We start from the raw sequence: 19,283 nt of genomic DNA on the forward strand, positions 1-19,283 counted from the left end.
AAACGTCGTTCCAATCCCAGCCATCCTTGTAGTTGTAGCAAAGTAGAAGCTTTTGTCGAGACTGGCTACTCAGATGCTCATGAATCTGCTTTGCTGATTTGTTGAAGCAGGGGAGCTGAGCATAGGCCGTAAAGTTTGGGAAATCAGGCTCGTGTTCAGAAGAATAGATAAATGCCGTATGTAGAGTATCCAAGAACTGATAAATTGAATCCTTGGTGACGGAAACTTGCAATCGAGTAGACGCGTCGAGTCGTGGACAAGCGTACTCGATGATAACCAAGGCCTGGTAAAGCCTGGTCAGAGCTACTGGTAGTGCGCTTATGGAATGCTGGCTATGGTAATAATGCAATATGGGATAAGCTAAATGTTGCTGCCCCAGCATAGTAATCGGGCCTCGCAATGAAGCAAGTTGATCCGTTAAACCCGGGAAGTCCCCTTCATGGCACGTGTTTCTAATAATATGCAGCGGGCTAAGACCTAGTGAACTAATTAATAAAGCGCACTGGCGTTTTTGCACTGTTGCTGATACTACCGGAACGATATAAGTAACCGCTAAGGTAAAAAGAAACAGTCCATTGGCTGCTGCGAGTGCAGATAGAAATCGCCAGATATTATCGCCTGGCACGTAGTCACCGTAGCCAAGAGTCGAAATCGTATATCCGATAAAATAAAATCTTTCCAGTGCCGTGGCCATCACCATGGTCGTAGAATTCACTACTGCGTAGGGAACGCTGCAAAAGAGCAGAAACCATCCAAGCCATGCAAGACTTACCCAAAGGATAATGAGTGATATCGTGATCCAAGGGCCCACAGCATTCAGCATGGCGTGGCTTTTTCGACGGCGATGGATCTGGAGAAACACTTCCCAGATGGCATTGATAAAACGATTGGTCAATGGACCTGAATTGGACGCAGATAACGTGGTTTGAATTGCGTCGTAGGTCACCACCGCGATCAGTAAAAATCCGATGATGCCAAGCAGGGGATTTCCTATCATTCTGGCTTCCTTTTTTGTGTGGTCTTACGAGTCCGGCATTGTGGGTAGAGAATAACTTGCCACTGCCTTATAAACGCTAGCATGGGTAAAGGACATCAAATTGGGATTTCATCCAGACCGGTGCTTGTTGGTACTGTTTTCCTGAAATTGATGTCTTATCTTGAGCTTGCCATACCACGAACAAAATAGCCTAGAGAGGTGCAGCGTAGGGCAACCGCCAGAGGGGATGAGCCAATGCAGCCTGGTGGAGCGACATGTAAAAGACTCATGTTTCACGTGAAACATGAGCTGAAGGTTAGAGTTCAAAGAAAAGGGCCAGCATGATTGCTGACCCTCTCAAGCTTGAAACGCTATGACTTCTACTAGCCGCTATTGCAGCTGACTGATATCCGCGACTTCCAGAAAGAGCCCTTGCAGCTTGGCCAGCAAGGCCAGGCGATTGTTACGGACTGCAGCATTCTCTGTCATGACCATGACGTCATCAAAGAAGATGTCGACGGGTTCTCTGAGCGCAGCGAGCGCATCCAGGGCCTCCCGATAGCGGGCATCGGCAAGCAGCGGCGCTGTCAATTCGCGGCGCTCTTCCAGGGCTTTCTCCAATGCCCGTTCTGCGGGCTCCTGCAGTAGCTGCTCATCGACCCGGATAATACTCTCGTGGTCGTATTCCTGCTTTGCCAAGATATTGGAGACGCGCTTGTTGGCGGCCGCAAGCGCTGTGGCTTCCTCACGCTGACTGAAGGCGTTCACGGCACGCACACGACGAGCAAAATCCAGAGGCCTTGTGACGGGACGAGCGCGCACTGCCAAATAGACCTCTACAGCAATACCTTCATCCTGAGTCCAAGCCCGGAAGCGATCAAGCATGTAGTCGAGCACTTCATCTACCACGCCCTCGGCCTTTGGCAGTGCCTGATGCTGTGCCGCTGTCTGTTGAAGCAGCTCACGCAGATCGAGATCGAGCTCGGCCTTGATCAAGATATTGAGCACCCCAATCGCGGCACGACGCAAAGCAAAGGGATCCTTGGTGCCGCTGGGGCGTTGGCCAATGCCAAATATACCCACCAGCGTATCCAGGCGATCCGCCAGGGCCAGTGCCTGGCCGGTGGCGGTCTGTGGTATTTGATCGCTGGCAAAGCGAGGCAAATACTGCTCCTGCAGCGCCTGGGCGACTGCATCCGGCTCGCCATCGTGGCGGGCATAGTAATAGCCCATGGTGCCCTGCAGCTCAGGAAATTCCTGCACCATCTCCGTGACGAGATCGCACTTGGCAAGCTGTGCGGCGCGTCCGGCATGTTCGCTGTTACCATCGATGCGCTGGACAATAGCGCGGGCCAGCACCTCGATGCGATCACTCTTGTCGGCAAGTGAGCCAAGCTGATGCTGGAAAGTCACGTTTGCCAGACCATCCCGTCGGGAAGCAAGACTACGGCCAAGATCCGCTTCATAAAAGAAGGCGGCATCCGCCAGGCGAGGGCGAATGACCTTTTCGTTGCCTTCGACAACCTGCCGCGGATCACGGCTTTCGATATTGGAAATGGTGATGAACGCGGGCTTGAGACGGCCGGACTCATCGAGAAGATGAAAGTACTTTTGATTGGCCTTCATCGATGACACCAGGCATTGCGCAGGCACTTCGAGAAAGCGTACATCGAAGCTGCCTGCCAGAGCCACGGGCCATTCCACCAGGCCACTGACCTCGACGAGCAATGCTTCGTCGATGACCGCTGTGGCGTTCAGGACCTCCGCTCGAGCAAGCACCTGCTGACGAATGCGTTCGCGCCGCTGCTCCCGGTCAGCAAGCACATAGGCGCCTTCCAGGGCTTCCAGATAATCTTCTGCATGGACCAGCTCAATCGGCGCCGGAGCATGAAAGCGATGACCTCGGGTGTTTCGCCCGGCATCGAGATCCAGTACGCGAGCTTCGACCACATCTCTGCCATAGAGCACGACCAGCCAATGAACCGGTCGGGAGAACTCGATTCGCGACGCGCCCCAGCGCATGTACTTGGGCACCGGCAGGTCGGCGACAGCTTTGGTGATGATGTCGGGCAGAAGAGCCGTAACCGGCTCACCGCTTTGGGTGAAGCGATAGCCGAGCCAAGTGCCCTTGTCAGTTTCAAGCTGCATCAGCTGATCGACGTCGACACCACAGGAGCGGGCAAATCCCATTGCGGCCTTAGTGGGTTCACCATCCTTGAAGGCGGCGCCAAGTGCCGGGCCACGTCGCTCGATTTCTCGATCCGGCTGCTTGTCCTCAAGGGCGCTTATCTGTACTGCCAGACGGCGGGGAGTGGCGTAGGCGCGTACCTGATCGAAGCCGACCTCCGCTTTCCGCAGGCCTTCGGCGATATTGGCAGCAAAGGCGTCCGAAAGTGTATCGATAGCGCCCGGAGGAAGTTCCTCGACACCTAATTCGATCAGTAGGGTATTGGAAGCCATCCTCACACATCTCCCTTTTCGGTAAGCGGCTCTTCGGCCAGTAACTCACGGCGCAGAGCATCACTGGCCATGGGAAAGCCAGCCATCTTGCGCGATTGGTAATATGCCTGGGCAACCTCTCGGGCCAAAGTACGCACCCGCAGAATATAGCGCTGCCGCTCCGTCACCGAGATCGCATGACGCGCATCGAGCAGATTGAAGGTGTGCGATGCCTTGAGCACCATCTCGTAGGCGGGAAGAGGCAGTGGGATCTCGAGCAGCTTGGTACACTCGCTTTCGAGATGATCGAACTGAGCAAACAGGGCATCGACGTTGGCGTGTTCGAAGTTGTAGGTGGACTGCTCGCGCTCGTTTTGCAGATAGACGTCGCCATAGCTTACTTGAGTGCCGTCCGGCGCAATGGCCCACACCAGATCGTAGACGCTATCGACATCCTGAAGATACATCGCGATACGTTCCAGGCCATAGGTCAGCTCACCGGTCACCGGGTAGCATTCAATACCGCCAGCCTGTTGAAAGTAGGTGAACTGGGTGACTTCCATGCCGTTGAGCCAGATTTCCCAACCCAATCCCCAGGCGCCCAGGGTCGGCGATTCCCAGTTATCCTCGACGAAACGAATGTCGTGGATCAGCGGATCAAGGCCCAATCGTTTCAAAGAGCCCAGGTAGAGTTCCTGAAAATTCTCCGGAGAGGGTTTCATGACGACCTGAAACTGATAGTAGTGCTGCAGACGATTGGGATTCTCGCCATAGCGGCCATCGGTGGGACGCCGTGAAGGCTGCACATAGGCGGCGTTCCAGTTCTCGGGACCGATGGAGCGTAGGAAGGTTGCCGGATGAAAGGTGCCGGCACCGACTTCCATGTCCAGTGGCTGCAAAATCACGCAGCCTTGTTCGGCCCAGTACTGCTGCAGGGCGAGAATGAGGCCCTGGAAGGTTTGCACGTCGGGTGGCGACTGTGTCATGGGTGAAGCACCGTTAGCCATGAATTCATGAGCCGTCAAGTATACAATCAGCAGCCTAGGGGTTATAGGCGCGGCGCCGAAATGGCAAGGCGGCGAGACCGAAAATCGGAACCAACAGAGAGGGCGAACCATGATCGTAGTCACAGGCGGAGCCGGGTTCATTGGCGCCAATCTGGTCAAGGCGCTCAATGCCAGAGGTCATCAGGACGTTATGGTAGTCGACGATCTGACCGATGGCACCAAGTTCGTCAACCTGGCCGACTGCAGTCTGGGGGACTATCTGGACAAACATGAGTTCCTGCGTCGGGCACGCAACGAGCTACGTGGTGATACCAGTGAACGCTTGCCGCCCATCGAGGCGATCTTTCACGAGGGCGCCTGTTCGGATACGACAGAGTGGGATGGTAAGTTCATGCTCGAAAACAACTTCGAGTACTCCAAGGTGTTGTTCCATCTGTGCCAGCGACGTGGTATCCCGCTGCTTTATGCCTCTTCCGCGGCTACCTATGGCGGCAGCGACGTCTTTTTTGAAGCGCCGGAGTATGAGAAGCCCCTTAACGTGTATGGCTATTCCAAGCGGCTCTTCGATCAATATGTACGCCAGCACTGGCACAGCCTGACCAGCCAGGTAGTGGGCTTTCGCTACTTCAACGTCTACGGCCCGCGAGAGCAGCACAAGGGCAAGATGGCAAGCGTCGCTTTTCATCACCACACCCAGGTAACTCAGGGGCAGAATCCACGCCTGTTCGGCGCCTGGGATGGATTCGATGCGGGCATGCAGAGCCGGGATTTCGTCTACGTGGGCGATGCGGTCGCGGTCAATCTCTGGTTTCTCGATCACCCGGAGCACTCGGGCATCTTCAATCTGGGCACCGGCCGGGCTGAGCCGTTCAAGACTATTGCCGAAAGCGTGATCGCCTATTACGACCGCAACCAGGGGATCAAGGGTCAAATCGAATACATCGCCTTTCCCGAGGAACTCAAGGGCCGTTACCAAAGCTATACCCGGGCGGATATTTCGCGGCTGCGGGAAGTGGGTTACGACGCGGAGTTCAAGACCGTAGCGGAAGGAGTGGGCGCTTATTTGGAATGGCTGAATGACTGATTCGAATCGGCTCAGATGCGAGCGCATTCTGGTGGTGGGGCCTTCCTGGGTCGGTGACATGGTCATGGCCCAGAGCCTGTTCAAGACGCTGAAGGCTCGTCATCCGGGTTGCCACATCGGAGTGCTGGCGCCAGCCTGGTCACAGCCAATTCTGGCGCGCATGGCCGAGGTCGATGAGGCAATCGCCCTGGACGTCAAGCACGGGCAGTTCGGCTTGAGCGTTCGGCGTCAGGTGGCTCGCAGCCTCAAGGGGCGCTTCGATCGCGCTATCGTACTGCCACGCTCCTGGAAGTCGGCGCTGGTGCCTTTTCTGGCGCACATACCCACGCGAGTCGGCTTCACCGGGGAGCAGCGCCTGGTGCTGCTCACGCAGCGGCGCAAACTGGACAAGACGGTGCTCGATCAAACCGTCAAGCGTTTCGTCTCCCTAGGCCTGCCGGAAGCAGAGGCACAACAAGGCAATTTCGCCATACCGACGCCCAGTCTCGAGACGGACAGCGACAATCTGGCGATGCTGAAGTCGACCCATGATCTAAGCGAACGGCCCGCCATCGGCATGATGCCTGGCGCGGAATACGGTCCCGCCAAGCAGTGGCCGCTTGCGCACTTTCGACGCCTGGCACAGCAGCTGGTGAACCACGGCTATGCGATTCGAGTGCTGGGCGGCCCCAAGGATGTTGCAGCTGGAGAGACCATTACCGCCGATCTGGCCCACGCTTACAATCTTTGCGGCAAGACGCAGCTGGTGGATGCGGTGGATCTGCTCGCGGACTGCCAACAGGTAGTGACCAACGATTCGGGCTTGATGCATGTGGCGGCAGCGGTGGGTAGCCATGTTCAGGCGGTCTATGGCTCCTCCACACCGCGTTATACACCGCCGCTGACGAGTAACGCCAGCATTCACACCCTGGCGCTGACCTGCTCACCCTGTTTCAAGCGCGAGTGTCCCTTGGGTCATACCCATTGCCTGCAGCTGATTGCACCGGAGCGTCTGCTACAAGCGATCAAGCTGAATGAGGCGTGAGCAAGCCATAGGTCGGTTCAACCCTTTGGAGACGGCTTGTCCCTGACTTTTTGCCATAGTCTCAGCTGCAGCTCGCGCTCTTCCAGCATGCGGGTATTAAGATCTTCAAGGCCGTGACGCTCGACAAGCGTTTGAGCTGGAGAAAGCAGCGATGCACCGAGCCCAGCTCGATGAGACGGAATGGTGAAGCCCATGGCTTCGAGCAGGGTTGGCAGAATATCCATGGTGGCAGCCTCACGATGGACCACCTTGTGTGGCAAGCCATTGCCGAACATGATCAAGGTATTCTCCCGAGACTTTTCGATCAGCTGTAGCCAAGCGGAATTCTTCATGGACAGATGATCGCTTGCCACCACGACCAGGGTGTTCTCGAGCAGCCCTTGTGAGTCCAGTTGCTCAATGAATCTACGTGCCAGCCAGGCGCTGCACTTCACCGAATATAGAATATCCACGCCGTCGAACTCGCCCTGACGCTCAAGACAGCTTTTGGCGGGATAGCCATAAGGTGGGTGGCCTGAAAGAGTCAGGGTAACGAAGGTGAACGGGCCGGGCTGTTGGGCTAGTTTACTCACTTCCTCCACGGCAATGTCGAGCAGGGAGTCATCGTTGAGCCCCCAGCTATTGAGATAGGCAGGATCATCCAAGCGTGGCTCGAGCTGATGGCGCCCAAGTGTCTTGTCGAAACCATGACCCTTGTAGAACAGCCCCTTGCCCGCGAATTCGAGGCTCGCGCCGGCCATGTACAGTTGCCGATACCCCTGGGCCGAAAGCAGATCTCCCAGACAGTTCACCCCGGGAAGCACATGCTGGAGCGGCTCGAACTGATGATCGTGAATCAGCCCGGCAGGCATCAGCGGTGCCCCGCATTGGCTTGCGATCATTCCCGCCATGGTCCAGCCGGTATTCTCGCTCTGACGCACGCCCTTGAACACCAGCCCTCGCTCACCCAACGCATCCAGATCGTCGTATACATCACCGAAGCGCGATGCATCCGCATAGGTGCCTTCGATACTTTCCAGATAAAGGATGATCAGATTGGGCGACGACTCAGGGGATGCCTCGATGGCGGGGGGTATGTAGCGCCGATCGAGCCAGGCGCCGTCCTCTGCCACGATGGCGACCCCCTGGCGGGAGAATCCGAAAAGTAGGGGGTTGAACGCCAGCAGAAACAGCATCAGGATGCGCTCGAGCAGTCGCCAGCGATGATCGACCCGTACCAGCCAGGTGAAGGCGACTAGCATCAAGACACCCGCCAGAGTGTGCAGAATGGCAATCAGGATACGACCGGTGCCGCCGTGCTCGGCAACGCCGGCCTGGAAATGGAACAAAATGGCGCCCATATCCACTCGGCCATAGCTGTCGGTCACATAGATCGCCAGCCACCACAGCGCCAGGGGCAACAGGCACCAGGGCCAGACCCTGACCGGCGGCCGCGCATGGGACGTTGCACCCCAGCGAAACCCCCAGGCCAGTACCAGCCAGGCTGCCAGAACCGCTAGGGTCAAAAAATGGGTGAGAGCCAGCACGGTGGTAATGGCGTAGCCCAGACATAGTCCGAGAAAACCGAGCGCCAGCCAGCGAACAAGAGAAGTACGAGTCGGCATTGCCGTTGAGTCCTTTCGCAGATATGCGAAGCTTAACAAGGCTGATCAGAGATTGTCTGTCATCTCTTTTAGAGCTATGAAGGTCAGATATTATCCTGACAAATACGCTGATACAGGGCTAGATAGGCCTCTGCCATGGCGTCTGGGGTAAACCCAGTCAGGCGTTGGCGCGCATCCTGGGCAAGCTGCTCGCCAAGCCCCGGGTTGTCGAGCAGCTGCGCGATGGCCTCCGCCAAGGCCTTGCCATCCTCGGCGGGAACCAGCAAGCCGCTTTGTTCATGAATCACGATATCAGGAATGCCGTCCACCTCCGCGGCAACGATGGGAACGCCATGATCCATGACGTCCAGCAGGATCGACCCCAACCCTTCGTTGCGGGAGGGAAAGGCAAACAGATCCATCACCTGCAGATAATCGCCGACATTGTCATGAAAGCCTTCCCAGATCAGGTTGTCGAGGTCCGCGCTCTCGCGTTTTAGTTCAGTCTCGTCTTCACCTTGGCCCAGACACACAAAGAGCACATCGGGGAAACTAGCACGCAGCCGTCGGGCGGCATCGATCAGCAGACGTTGCCCTTTGTGCCGGTCCACCAGGGCACCGATATGGCCCACAATTCGACGTCCCTTGAAGCGCTCTCGCAGCGCCTCGACCCGGTCCGAGACGCTTGCAAGACGGGCCAGGGCACTGGGGATGCGTATGACCGGGGCCCAGCCGCGCGCGCGCAAGTGACTTTCGATCACCGACGAGATGGCGACCAGACAAGAAGCGGCGCGATAGGTGCGGCGATTGAGGGGCTTGTTCTTGACCGGCTGCGGTACCCGCCGAGTGAGCAGATAAGGTGTGCCTCGCAGGCAGCGCTGCAGATAAGCCCAGTGCACCGCCTTGGCCTCGTGGGCATGCACCAGATCCGCGCGGCCACCGGCAAAATGGCCTGCCAGCTGATGATTGGCGGCAATCAAGGCGATATCGAGATCCGCAAGCTCCCTGCGCAGCGGCGAGTCGCTGCGACATACCAGGCTCTGTCGAATGCCTCGCTCGGCCAGTGCCCGCATCAAAAGCTCGGTCTGACGTTCGCCCCCGCGAAAGCCCCGGGCCAGATTGACGTGGCGAACGTGCAGCGTCGAGGGATTGCTCGCTACCATATCCGGTCGAAATCCTCCGCCTCCCGTACCTGGGAATCGCGCTGCAGTTCCAGCAGCTTGGCATATTTCAGGTAGGCATTCACCGCGGCGGAGAGCGCCACGGACATGCCATCGAGGCCCGAGCTGAAACCCCGCTGAAACACATACTTGCGCACGAAGGCATTGGTCCCATGGACAAAGGGTGACAAGGCGTTGGCCTTCTTGCCCTTGAGATACATGATCTTGGCGGCGCGGCTGGAAAAGCGCCCGCTGGCCTTGGTGAAAAGCTCACTCAGATTGGCGAAGGAGTAGTGGTCGATATCCGCATCCAGACGGGTCGCATTGCTGGCGGGAATCGAGGCGTGCTGTCGGCTGTCGGAAAACGCCGTGCGTTCCCGATCGAACAGCCGCACACAGTAGTCCGGGTACCAGCCGCAGGTCTTGATCCAGCGTGAGCCTAGATAGTTACGCCGTCTCAAGGCAAACGCTTCCTGTTCGCTATTGTCCAGCTCAAGCCCTCTGATCGCCTTGATGGCTTCATCGGTCAGCCGCTCATCCGCATCCAGAGAGAGTACCCAGCGGTTGCTTGCCTGGGCCGGCCCGACGTTCTTCTGCGGGCCGTCGCCCAGGTAGGGCTGCGCAATCACCCGGGCACCGGCCTGTTCGGCAAGCCGGCAGGTAGCATCCGTCGAGCCGGAATCGACGACGATCAGCTCGTCACAGACGTTGGCCAATGAGGCCAGACAGGCCTCTATGTTGGCTGCCTCGTTCAGGGTGATGACGACGCCGGTGATAGTGGCCATGAGTCTCCTGTTCGATTCACTGCGGATAAAACCGCTTGAGCGCCTGAATGGCCTTGAAGACAACCGGCGAGATCGCTTTCTCCTGAGGCGCCATCTGATGATCCACCACCTCCCAGCCGCCGGCGCCATCGATCACCGTGATGCGATCCTTTTCGATGACAGCAAGATCGAGATAGCTGCTGGCTGCCACCCAGTCATGGTCAAGGGACGGATCGAGCAGGTCATCACCATGACTGTAATCGCTCGCGGGATTGGTGCAACCCAGCACATGACGCATCAGTGTCGGCGCCAGATCCAGATGGCTGGTAGTGCCGGCGTGCTCGCCGGCAGAGATGCCCGGCCCGTGAAGGATCATCGGCACCTGGGTCTGGGGCGGGGCAAAGTGACTGTTGTGCCCCCAGTAGTTCCGGCCGAAGTCATTGAAGGACTGGCCATGATCGCTGGTCACGACCAGAACGGTGTTCTCCCATTCGCCGCTCTCCTTGAGTCTTTCGATGACCTTGGCAATCAGTTGATCATCGAAATAGGCGGCGTTGCGATGCAGATTGCGAATCAATGCAGGGTCCGTTTCGGGACCGAGCGTCAGATAATCCATTGAGTCGGCGGATGGCTCGAAAGGGCGCTTCATGTCTGCCGGTACCGCGTAACCGTGGGGCGCATCATAGAACAACAGGCTGAACCAAGGAGTCTTGTCGTTTTCGCGTTCTGCCTGCCACTCGAGCCACTCCTGGGTCATGTTGCGATCCCGATCGACGGATGTATCCCCTGGGGCCGCCGGGCGCAGCTTGGGAATCGAGGCGAAGACCGAACGGTCGAATCCGACGCTGTTCAAGCTGGCGGCACTGAAGATGCTCATCTCGTAGCCATGTTTCTGGAGCTGGGTGATCAATAGCGGCGGGGTCTGGGTATCCTGCAACATTTGATAATAGTTGCCGGTCAATCCATAGAACAGGCTCATGATGCCGTTACGAGTGGCGTTGCCACCGCTGAAATGATTTCTAAAGCGTAGGCCCTCATTTTTCAGCGCGGCATACATCGCCGGGGTATTCTCCGGGCCGTATTCATCCTGGCGCCAGGAGTCGAGCACGATGAACAGCAGGTTCGGCTGATCCGAGGGCGATGAGCAACTAAGCGGGTTCTTCGGCCACTGCAGCGTATCGGCGGTTTGCTTGCCAAGATCGACACGCTGTGCCCGAGCGGCGCGTGGATCAAGCCATCCATGCTCCTCCATGAAGTCCTTGGCGGTGGCGGGAAACAGCAGAGGGAATATGCCCACCTGCTGGGTGACGCTCTGGCGATAGCGTGCATCGGCAATGACATGAATGAGATGGCTTGCCATCATTGCCACCATCAGTACTGCGACTCCTCGCCATAATGGCAGGCGCTGAACGCCAGGAGAGGCAAACAGCCGGGCAGCTAGCCAGGCCTCGGCGAGCAACAGCGCTAAAGCGATACCGCCAACGACGAGCCAGGTGGAAAGGCTGAAGCTGAAGATGTCGCCGTTCTTGTCGTCAAGAAACAACGAAACCATGAAATTGTTGATATGGAAGCGATACTGCGCGTAGACCCCGGTATCGAGCAGGAGCAGCCATAGCCCCGCCGAGGCCAGTAGTGCTGCGGGTAGCCAGAGTATGCGTCGGGGCAGCACAAGCGCGAGCATGCCGATAGGAAGCCAGGCCAAGAGGGTGAGCAGCGCAAAGTGCCCCGCCCAGGTCAGAATCAGATAGGTGATACCCAGCGCATCCTCGGGCACTTCTAGATAGGGCGTATAGCGCAGGGCAATGAGCCAGACCAGCACCAGGTTGATCAGCGCAAAGGCAAGGCTTGCACGCAGGCGCTGTCGAGCGGGAAAGTAATCAAGTTGAGGCATGAAAGAAGATTTACTCGTCACAATTTATGATAACCCTGCAGTAACGCCTGCCAATGACGTGCAGTGTCCTGGGGTGAAAATTTCTTCAGCGAACGGGCAAGACGATGCAGATTGGCCTGTTGCCAGCGGCCGGGGCGACGCAGACGGCAGCGATCCAGATCGATCATCCACACCTGGCCATCCGGGGTGATGAGCAGGTTGCGGGCATTCAAGTCCACGTGATCGAGGCCGGCTCGATGAAAGCGCCGGATGGTCTCGCCGACTCGCACGAGCAAGGCATCATCCGCTCGGTCCAGCAGGTCCGCCAGCGCCCGGGCGCCTTCGAGACGCCTTGTGATCAGGGCGGCCTCATAGGTTGCGCCAAGATGATGCACCAGGGCAGCGACAGGCTGGGCCACAGGCAATCCTTTCTCTTTCAATAGCGCCGTCAGACGCAATTCGCGAAAGGCACGGGTGCGTTCGAGCCCGAGCCAGAGATACCGGGAAGCGTTTACTTTTGCCACCAGACCACCACGATGATATTGGCGCAGCACCCATTGCTGGTCGCCAACAATGCTCGAGGCATCGACGAACAGGCTGGTGCCGCGCCCCGGTGCTTGACCGACCACCGACCCCCGAGCCTGCCAGAAGTCCTCATTGAACCAGGCGGGGGTCGGCGATACCGCCAAGGGATCTGTGGACACGATTTGTGACGTAGCTGTTGCGTCCCATAGAATGCCGGCATCGTATAAGATGAACTCTTTCTCAAACTGGAGTGTCGCCAAGCGCATGAAGCATCCTCTGCCCGCCCGCCCCGCGCATATCTGCGTGCTGCGACTCTCCGCGCTGGGCGATGTCTGCAATCTGGTTCCTACCGTACGTGCGTTGCAGCGGCAATGGCCGTCCGCGCGCATAACCTGGGTCCTTGGCAAGGGGGAGCATAGTCTACTTTCTGGCCTGTCCGGGGTCGAGCTTGTCATGTACGACAAGGCCAGTGGCCTTGCGGGCATGCGAAAACTCTGGCGTGAGCTGTCTGACACCCGCTTCGACGTGCTGCTGCACATGCAGCAGGCGCTGCGTGCCAGCGTGCTCTCTTTTGGGCTCAAGGCGGATGTACGTATCGGTTATGACAAGGCGCGTTCCAAGGATTGGCAGCGCTGGTTCACCCAGCGTCAGCTGGCACCGCATCCCCGGGCCCACGTACTCGAATCCTTCATGGACTTCGCCCGCGCCTTGGGGGTCGATCCAGCCAATACTGAACAACTCGAGTGGGATCTGCCGATACCCGAAATCGCCTACGCCGAGGCGCTGCGCTTGAGCGGCGAGGCCTCTTACGTTCTGATGAGTCCTTGTGCCAATCCGCGTCTGCGCAATTTTCGCAACTGGTCCGCCCAGGGCTATGCCACGGTCATCGAGCATCTATGGACTCAGCATGGGCTCAAGACCCTGCTCAGCGGCGGCGGCAGTTCCCAGGAGCGGGAAATGAGCGAGCGCATTCGTGCCCTGACCGTTGCCGAGGCGATCATCGATACCATGGGCAAGACCTCGCTCAAGGGTCTGCTGGCGCTGATCGACAACGCCCGAGCGGTGGTGGCACCGGATTCCGGACCGGTACACATGGCCAATGCGTTGGGCACCCCCACGGTAGGGCTTTACGCCACCACCAATCCGGAGCGTGCCGCCCCTTATTGCTGGCAGAATTATGTGGTCAATCGCTATCCTGAAGCGGTATACACCTACATGCACAAGCAGCTCGATGAGATCAATTGGGGCGATCGCGTCCGCCATCCGGATGCGATGGCGCTGATCCAGGCAAGCGATGTCATCGAACGCCTCGATGCGCTGCTTGAGGCGCACCCGAGTGCCCCTGCCGTGGAGTCTCATGATGAAATTTGATCTGACCGCTCTGGAACGAGCCCGGGTGCTGGTGGTGGGAGATGTCATGCTCGATCGCTACTGGCATGGCGGTACCTCGCGTATCTCTCCTGAGGCGCCGGTACCGGTGGTGCGGGTAGGGGAGGCCGAGGATCGTCCTGGCGGTGCCGCCAACGTGGCGCTCAATATCGCGTCCCTGGGTGGTCGTGCATCGCTGGCAGGGCTGGTGGGAGACGATGACAACGCTGATCTGCTCGCCGCTCGGTTGGAAGATGCCGAAGTAAGCGTTCACTTTCAGCGTAGCCCGGATATACCGACGATCACCAAGCTGCGCATCATGAGTCGCAATCAGCAGTTGATTCGTCTCGACTTCGAAGAAGACGTGGCCGGGGTCGATACGAAAGAGCTGCTCAAGCGGGTCGAGGCTACATTGCTGGAAACGGACCTGGTCATTCTCTCCGACTATGGCAAGGGAACTCTCAACCGCATCGAAGAGCTGATCGCGCTGGTTCGTGAAAGCGGCAAGCGGGTGCTGGTGGACCCTAAAGGCAGCGACTTCCAGCGCTATCGCGGTGCGAGTGTCATCACCCCCAATTTCGCGGAATTCGAGACCGTGGTCGGCCCTTGTCGCAGTGATGCTGAACTGGCCAAGAAAGGTGAGCGTCTGCGTCATGAACTGGCCCTCGAGGCGGTACTGATCACCCGCAGTGAAAAGGGCATGACCTTGATTCTCAAGGATGCCCCGCCGCTACATCTGCCCACCCACGCCCGGGAAGTTTTTGATGTTACCGGCGCTGGTGATACGGTGATCGGCGTGCTGGGGCTGGCCCTGGCATCGGGACACGGCTATCCCGAGGCAATGACTCTGGCCAATCTGGCCGCGGGTCTGGTGGTGGCCAAGCCGGGTACCGCGACCCTTTCGGTAGCGGAGCTCTATACCGCATTGCATGGCGATAAACTGGCGGAATTCGGCCTGATCGAGGAGCCGGTGCTGATCGAGGCAGTCAAGGCCGCCCAGATTCGCGGCGAGCGAGTGGTCATGACCAACGGCTGTTTCGATATTCTGCATGCGGGTCACGTGGCTTACCTGGAACAGGCGCGACGGCTCGGCGATCGTTTGATCGTGGCGGTCAACGATGATGCTTCCATTGCACGGCTCAAGGGCCCACGCCGGCCGATCAACCCGCTCAAGCGTCGTATGCAGGTGCTCAGTGGCCTGGGCGCGGTGGATTGGGTGGTTGCCTTCAGCGAGGATACCCCGGCGCGGCTGATCGAGGCGCTGCTGCCGGACATCCTGGTCAAGGGCGGCGATTATTTGCCCGAAGCGATTGCCGGAGGTGAGGCGGTGATCAATAACGGCGGCGAAGTCCGGGTGCTGGATTTCGAAGACGGTGTCTCTACCACGGCGATGATTGAAACCATCCTTGACCGCGAGCGCTGAATGGCGACGCGCGAAGGGTCTACTCCTCAACGCCATCCCTGGGCACGCTGGCTCTACAGCCTGGCGCTTTATCTACTCTCACCCTTGCTGTGGTGGCGCCTGTGGCGTGAGTGGGTACCCACTAACCTGCGTCGTGAACGGCTGGGGTTAATCAAGGTATCAAGCGAGCGCCCCAGACTCTGGCTGCATGCCGCCTCCCTGGGGGAGGTGCAGGCCGCGCGCCCGCTGATCGAATCCCTCCGCGAGCGTTATCCGGACCATCATCTGGTGGTCACCACCATGACCGCCACCGGCGCGGAGCGGGTCACATCGCTATTCAAAGGCGAAGTGAGTCATTACTTTCTGCCGCTGGATTTCCCCGGGGCCGCCCGTCGTTTTATCGCGCGACTGCGGCCTGAGATGGCCATCTTCTTCGAGACAGAGCTATGGCCTAATCTGCTGCACGCTTGTTACCAACAGCGAATTCCATTGGCAGTGGTCAACGGGCGATTGTCGGCAAAAGCGCTGCAGGGCTATCTGCGAATCAGGGCGCTGATGGCGGATGCCTTGGGCAAGATCGACTGGCTGGCGGCCAAGTCGGAGCAGGATGCCAAGCGCTTTCAGCGTCTGGGGATGGCCGCATCGAAAACCACCGTCGTTGGTTCTCTCAAGTTCGATATTCCCACGGCAGACGCTGTTTCTGTTGATAGTAAACACTTACATACCCTATTTGGCTCCCGCCCGATATGGATCGCCGCCTCGACCCATTCAGGTGAAGATGAGCTGATGCTGGTCGCCCATGCCAGGCTACGGGAAGCTTATCCATCGGCTTTATTGATACTGGTGCCACGCCATCCTCAACGCTTCGAGGATGTCGCAGTCTTATGTCAAAAACAGGGCCAGCAGTTGGCTAGACGTTCCCGAAACGAGACAGTTCGAAGCGACACCACGGTGTATCTCGGCGATACCATGGGCGAGCTGGCAGTGCTCTACGGCGCTGCAGATATTGCTTTCGTCGGCGGAAGCCTCGTTCCCATCGGTGGCCACAATCTGTTGGAACCAGCCGCCCAGGGGATTCCGGTACTCAGCGGACCAGAACTTGCCAATTTCGAGGACGTCGCCACGGTATTGCGTAGCGCGAACGCGCTGATCGAGGTAGTTGATGCCCAGGCGCTTGGTGATGCGCTGATCATGCTGATGGGCAGCCCGGATGAGCGCCAGCGCCAGGGCGACGCCGGACGCGCCATCATCGCGGCCAACGCGGGCGCCTTGCAGCGGACTTTAAAAGGCCTGGATCGGCTTCTTCCAGGTAAGTGAGTGTTTACTTTTAACAGCCTATATCGGGTACGTCAGGCGCTCCACGCCGCTTTCACTTCCCAGCAGCAGCACGTCCGCTCCACGTCGGGCGAACAGGCCATTGGTCACTGTGCCGACGATACTGTCGAGATCGGACTCCACGGCTTGAGGATCTTCGATCAGAAATTCATAGCAGTCGAGGATCTGGTTGCCGTTGTCCGTGACAACCCCGTCCCGATAGACCGGTGTGATGCCACGCTTGACCAGTTCCCGGGCGACATAGGAGCGGGCCATGGGAATCACCTCGACCGGCAGGGGAAAGCCACCGAGCACCGACACATGCTTCGAAGCGTCGGCGATGCAGATGAAGCGTTCGGCGCAGGCGGCGACGATCTTCTCCCGGGTCAGGGCAGCGCCTCCCCCCTTGATCATTTCCAGGTGCGGGTTGATCTCGTCCGCGCCATCGACATAAACCGGCACGCTGCCGACATGATTGAGTTCGAAGACGTCAATACCGTGGCCTTTCAGACGCTCCGCGGTCGCCTGAGAGCTGGCCACTGCACCCTGAAAATCGTGACGTAACTTGGCCAGCAGGTCGATAAAGTGATTGGCGGTAGAGCCGGTGCCCACGCCGATAACCGTGTCCTTGGCAAGCAGAGGACGAATTTCATCGATGGCCGCAGCGGCCACCGCACGCTTGAGCGCGTCCTGATTCATGAGAAGACTCGTTGGCCGGGGGTAAAAATGCCATTATAGGCGATCCCATCGGCTCGGTAACCGCTACTCTCTCGGCAATCCCCTCTACGGGAACTTTCGGCCGCTGAATTGCTCGACTTTCAGGACATCAGGATGCTCGAAGATACCGTCAAGAAGATACTCCAGGCTCGCGTCTACGAAGCAGCGCGAGAGACCCCCATTACCCCCGCCCCGTTTTTATCACGGCGCCTCAACAATCAGGTGCTGATCAAGCGCGAGGATCTTCAGCCGGTATTTTCTTTCAAGATTCGCGGCGCCTACAACCGCATGGCGCAGCTGAGCGATGCCCAGAAGGCCAAGGGAGTAATCGCGGCATCCGCGGGCAATCATGCCCAGGGGCTGGCACTGGCAGCAAAATTGATGGGTGTGAAAGCGATCATCGTGATGCCGCGTATCACACCCGAGATCAAGGTTCAGGCCGTGCGGGCCCGGGGAGCCAAGGTCGTGTTGCGGGGTGATGCCTTTAGCGAGGCGCTGACCCACGCCCAGGAGCTGATCGCAGAGCACGGTTATACCTATGTGCCACCCTTCGATGATCCGGATGTGATTGCTGGCCAAGGCACCGTGGGCATGGAGATTCTGCGCCAGCATACCGGGCGTCTCGACGCCATCTTCGTGCCGGTGGGTGGCGGTGGCCTGATTGCCGGGGTCGTGGCCTACGTCAAGTATTTGCGCCCGGAGATCAGGGTCATTGGCGTCGAGGCCGAAGACAGCGCCTGTCTCAAGGCGGCTCTGGAAGCAGGCGAACGTGTGACCCTCAAGGAAGTAGGGGTTTTCGCGGAAGGCGTGGCGGTAGCCCAGATCGGCGAGGCGCCCTTCGCTATCCTGCAGGATCTAGTCGATGGCGTGATTACCGTCAATACCGACGAGATGTGCGCCGCGGTCAAGGACATTTTCGAGGATACCCGGGCGGTGGCGGAAACTTCCGGTGCCTTGTCCCTGGCGGGTCTCAAGAAGTATGTGCAGCAGAGCGGCGCCGAAGGCGAGACGCTCTTATGCATCAATTCTGGCGCCAACACCAACTTCGATCGCCTGCAGCATATTGCCGAACGCACCGAACTCGGTGAACAGCGCGAGGCAATCCTGGCGGTGACCATCCCGGAGCGCCCGGGAAGCTTCAAGCGATTCTGCAAGATCATCGGCAAGCGTATGGTCACCGAGTTCAACTATCGCTATGCCGACGCGGAGCAGGCACATATCTTCGTCGGGGTTCAGGTCAAGCCCGGGGGGGAGGATCGCCAGGAGGTGATTCGCAAGCTTAAAGAGGCGAATTATCCTGTGGAAGATCTCACCGATAACGAGCTTGCCAAGCTGCATACGCGTCATTTAGGCGGCGGTCGGCCCCGGGAGCATTTCGACGAACAGGTTTATCGCTTCGAATTTCCCGAGCGTCCCGGGGCGCTGATGAACTTTCTCACCCACCTACCGGCGAACTGGAATATTTCTTTGTTCCATTATCGCAATCATGGCGCGGCCTATGGACGCGTACTGGTGGGTATGCAGATTCCCAATGGAGATCGAGGCCATGTCGAGAAGCATTTCGACGAGATCGGCTATCGCTATTGGAAGGAGAGTGACAACGTGGCCTATCGCCTGTTTATGGCATGAAAGCCTCTGATGACGTTTTAGGGCTATAACGGATAATTGACTAGTTTTGAGCGCCTATTCAATCGTTTGTTTCACATTTTTAGACGTATTCTGTGTTCAGAAAGCGAGCAGGCAGCAAGCACCTTCCCAACCTCCTAACATGAATGAAGGGTTGCTCACGCCGACAGCTTTCTGCTCCAGGTCTACGGTAAAAGAAATATGATTAGCATATTGTCATTCTTTTTCCGTAGACCTATAGTCGAACCTGCCAAGCAAGGCAGTAGTGTGAAATTTTTTGGAGTTATTATGCCATGAAGCGTAAACCTGATCTGATCATGGCGCTGGTGCTTATCTTTGTACTGGGTACTGTAGCGACCGGCTATGCTCAAGCTGTCGTCGGGAGTTGATTGCTAACCGCCCAGCCTCTATCGACGTCGCATCT

At 58.1% G+C, this 19,283-nt stretch carries 15 protein-coding genes; 6 read left to right on the forward strand and 9 right to left on the reverse strand.

Features of this window, described 5'->3' with window-relative positions:
- The 3 genes from CH74_RS08860 to glyQ all read right to left on the reverse strand — a co-directional run.
- Nucleotides 1-997 (reverse strand): potassium channel family protein (locus CH74_RS08860; RefSeq protein ID WP_048307104.1); only part of this gene is annotated, 997 nt, incomplete at its 3' end.
- Nucleotides 998-1,366: 369 nt separating this feature from the next.
- Complete coding sequence (gene glyS / locus CH74_RS08865) at nucleotides 1,367-3,436, reverse strand: glycine--tRNA ligase subunit beta (RefSeq protein WP_048307105.1); 2,070 nt, start codon at nucleotides 3,434-3,436, stop codon at nucleotides 1,367-1,369.
- Between the two features lie 2 nt (nucleotides 3,437-3,438).
- Nucleotides 3,439-4,401 carry a glycine--tRNA ligase subunit alpha gene (gene glyQ, locus CH74_RS08870; protein ID WP_048307106.1) on the reverse strand — a complete coding sequence of 321 codons (963 nt, stop codon included), beginning with the start codon at nucleotides 4,399-4,401 and terminating at the stop codon, nucleotides 3,439-3,441.
- A 130-nt stretch (nucleotides 4,402-4,531) separates the two neighbouring features.
- Here glyQ and rfaD point away from each other — a divergent pair, with 130 nt between their 5' ends.
- Both rfaD and waaF read left to right on the forward strand, forming a co-directional pair.
- Nucleotides 4,532-5,506, forward strand: coding sequence for an ADP-glyceromanno-heptose 6-epimerase (rfaD, locus tag CH74_RS08875; RefSeq protein ID WP_048307107.1), 975 nt, complete (start codon nucleotides 4,532-4,534; stop codon nucleotides 5,504-5,506).
- Nucleotides 5,499-6,530, forward strand: a complete 1,032-nt coding sequence (gene waaF, locus CH74_RS08880; RefSeq protein WP_048307108.1) for a lipopolysaccharide heptosyltransferase II — start codon at nucleotides 5,499-5,501, stop codon at nucleotides 6,528-6,530. The genes rfaD and waaF overlap by 8 nt, the downstream gene beginning before the upstream one ends.
- A 17-nt stretch (nucleotides 6,531-6,547) precedes the next feature.
- On the opposite strand, the gene CH74_RS08885 is transcribed toward waaF, so the two are convergent.
- The 5 genes from CH74_RS08885 to CH74_RS08905 all read right to left on the reverse strand — a co-directional run bounded on the left by CH74_RS08885 (nucleotide 6,548) and on the right by CH74_RS08905 (nucleotide 12,698).
- Entirely contained in the window at nucleotides 6,548-8,134 is a 1,587-nt protein-coding gene (locus CH74_RS08885) for a sulfatase-like hydrolase/transferase (RefSeq protein ID WP_048307109.1), read from the reverse strand.
- Between the two features lie 83 nt (nucleotides 8,135-8,217).
- Nucleotides 8,218-9,276, reverse strand: a complete 1,059-nt coding sequence (locus tag CH74_RS08890) for a glycosyltransferase family 4 protein (RefSeq protein ID WP_048307110.1) — start codon at nucleotides 9,274-9,276, stop codon at nucleotides 8,218-8,220.
- Complete coding sequence (locus tag CH74_RS08895) at nucleotides 9,270-10,058, reverse strand: glycosyltransferase family 2 protein (protein WP_048307111.1); 789 nt, start codon at nucleotides 10,056-10,058, stop codon at nucleotides 9,270-9,272. The genes CH74_RS08890 and CH74_RS08895 overlap by 7 nt, the downstream gene beginning before the upstream one ends.
- A gap of 16 nt (nucleotides 10,059-10,074) precedes the next feature.
- Complete coding sequence (locus CH74_RS08900) at nucleotides 10,075-11,928, reverse strand: DUF3413 domain-containing protein (protein ID WP_048307112.1); 1,854 nt, start codon at nucleotides 11,926-11,928, stop codon at nucleotides 10,075-10,077.
- Nucleotides 11,929-11,945: 17 nt separating this feature from the next.
- On the reverse strand, nucleotides 11,946-12,698 hold the full coding sequence (locus CH74_RS08905; protein WP_048307113.1) for a 3-deoxy-D-manno-octulosonic acid kinase: 753 nt from the start codon (nucleotides 12,696-12,698) through the stop codon (nucleotides 11,946-11,948).
- Between CH74_RS08905 and CH74_RS08910 the strand changes: the two genes are divergently transcribed.
- From CH74_RS08910 to waaA, 3 genes are read left to right on the forward strand one after another with little or no spacing between them, the layout of a single operon-like run.
- A complete protein-coding gene (locus CH74_RS08910) occupies nucleotides 12,697-13,803 on the forward strand; it encodes a glycosyltransferase family 9 protein (protein ID WP_048307114.1) in 1,107 nt (368 codons plus the stop codon). The two genes, CH74_RS08905 and CH74_RS08910, sit on opposite strands and share 2 nt — an antisense overlap.
- Nucleotides 13,793-15,223 (forward strand): bifunctional D-glycero-beta-D-manno-heptose-7-phosphate kinase/D-glycero-beta-D-manno-heptose 1-phosphate adenylyltransferase HldE, encoded by a 1,431-nt coding sequence (gene hldE / locus CH74_RS08915; RefSeq protein ID WP_048307115.1) that lies wholly within the window; start codon nucleotides 13,793-13,795, stop codon nucleotides 15,221-15,223. The genes CH74_RS08910 and hldE overlap by 11 nt, the downstream gene beginning before the upstream one ends.
- On the forward strand, nucleotides 15,224-16,519 hold the full coding sequence (waaA, locus tag CH74_RS08920; protein ID WP_048307116.1) for a lipid IV(A) 3-deoxy-D-manno-octulosonic acid transferase: 1,296 nt from the start codon (nucleotides 15,224-15,226) through the stop codon (nucleotides 16,517-16,519).
- 18 nt (nucleotides 16,520-16,537) lie between these two features.
- Here waaA and rpiA read toward each other — a convergent pair whose 3' ends face one another.
- Complete coding sequence (gene rpiA / locus CH74_RS08925; RefSeq protein WP_048307117.1) at nucleotides 16,538-17,215, reverse strand: ribose-5-phosphate isomerase RpiA; 678 nt, start codon at nucleotides 17,213-17,215, stop codon at nucleotides 16,538-16,540.
- Nucleotides 17,216-17,347: 132 nt separating this feature from the next.
- Here rpiA and ilvA point away from each other — a divergent pair, with 132 nt between their 5' ends.
- Nucleotides 17,348-18,862 carry a threonine ammonia-lyase, biosynthetic gene (gene ilvA / locus CH74_RS08930; RefSeq protein ID WP_048307118.1) on the forward strand — a complete coding sequence of 505 codons (1,515 nt, stop codon included), beginning with the start codon at nucleotides 17,348-17,350 and terminating at the stop codon, nucleotides 18,860-18,862.
- Nucleotides 18,863-19,283 lie beyond the last annotated feature (421 nt).

The organism is Halomonas sp. PR-M31 (assembly GCF_001039575.1).
Lineage (GTDB): Bacteria > Pseudomonadota > Gammaproteobacteria > Pseudomonadales > Halomonadaceae > Modicisalibacter.

Coding starts and splice junctions, on each gene's coding strand:
- glyS (WP_048307105.1), bottom strand. CDS start 3,436: ATGGCTTCCAATACCCTACTGATCGAATTAGGTGTCGAGGAACTTCCT.
- glyQ (WP_048307106.1), bottom strand. CDS start 4,401: ATGACACAGTCGCCACCCGACGTGCAAACCTTCCAGGGCCTCATTCTC.
- rfaD (WP_048307107.1), top strand. CDS start 4,532: ATGATCGTAGTCACAGGCGGAGCCGGGTTCATTGGCGCCAATCTGGTC.
- waaF (WP_048307108.1), top strand. CDS start 5,499: ATGACTGATTCGAATCGGCTCAGATGCGAGCGCATTCTGGTGGTGGGG.
- CH74_RS08885 (WP_048307109.1), bottom strand. CDS start 8,134: ATGCCGACTCGTACTTCTCTTGTTCGCTGGCTGGCGCTCGGTTTTCTC.
- CH74_RS08890 (WP_048307110.1), bottom strand. CDS start 9,276: ATGGTAGCGAGCAATCCCTCGACGCTGCACGTTCGCCACGTCAATCTG.
- CH74_RS08895 (WP_048307111.1), bottom strand. CDS start 10,058: ATGGCCACTATCACCGGCGTCGTCATCACCCTGAACGAGGCAGCCAAC.
- CH74_RS08900 (WP_048307112.1), bottom strand. CDS start 11,928: ATGCCTCAACTTGATTACTTTCCCGCTCGACAGCGCCTGCGTGCAAGC.
- CH74_RS08910 (WP_048307114.1), top strand. CDS start 12,697: ATGAAGCATCCTCTGCCCGCCCGCCCCGCGCATATCTGCGTGCTGCGA.
- CH74_RS08905 (WP_048307113.1), bottom strand. CDS start 12,698: ATGCGCTTGGCGACACTCCAGTTTGAGAAAGAGTTCATCTTATACGAT.
- hldE (WP_048307115.1), top strand. CDS start 13,793: ATGAAATTTGATCTGACCGCTCTGGAACGAGCCCGGGTGCTGGTGGTG.
- waaA (WP_048307116.1), top strand. CDS start 15,224: ATGGCGACGCGCGAAGGGTCTACTCCTCAACGCCATCCCTGGGCACGC.
- rpiA (WP_048307117.1), bottom strand. CDS start 17,215: ATGAATCAGGACGCGCTCAAGCGTGCGGTGGCCGCTGCGGCCATCGAT.
- ilvA (WP_048307118.1), top strand. CDS start 17,348: ATGCTCGAAGATACCGTCAAGAAGATACTCCAGGCTCGCGTCTACGAA.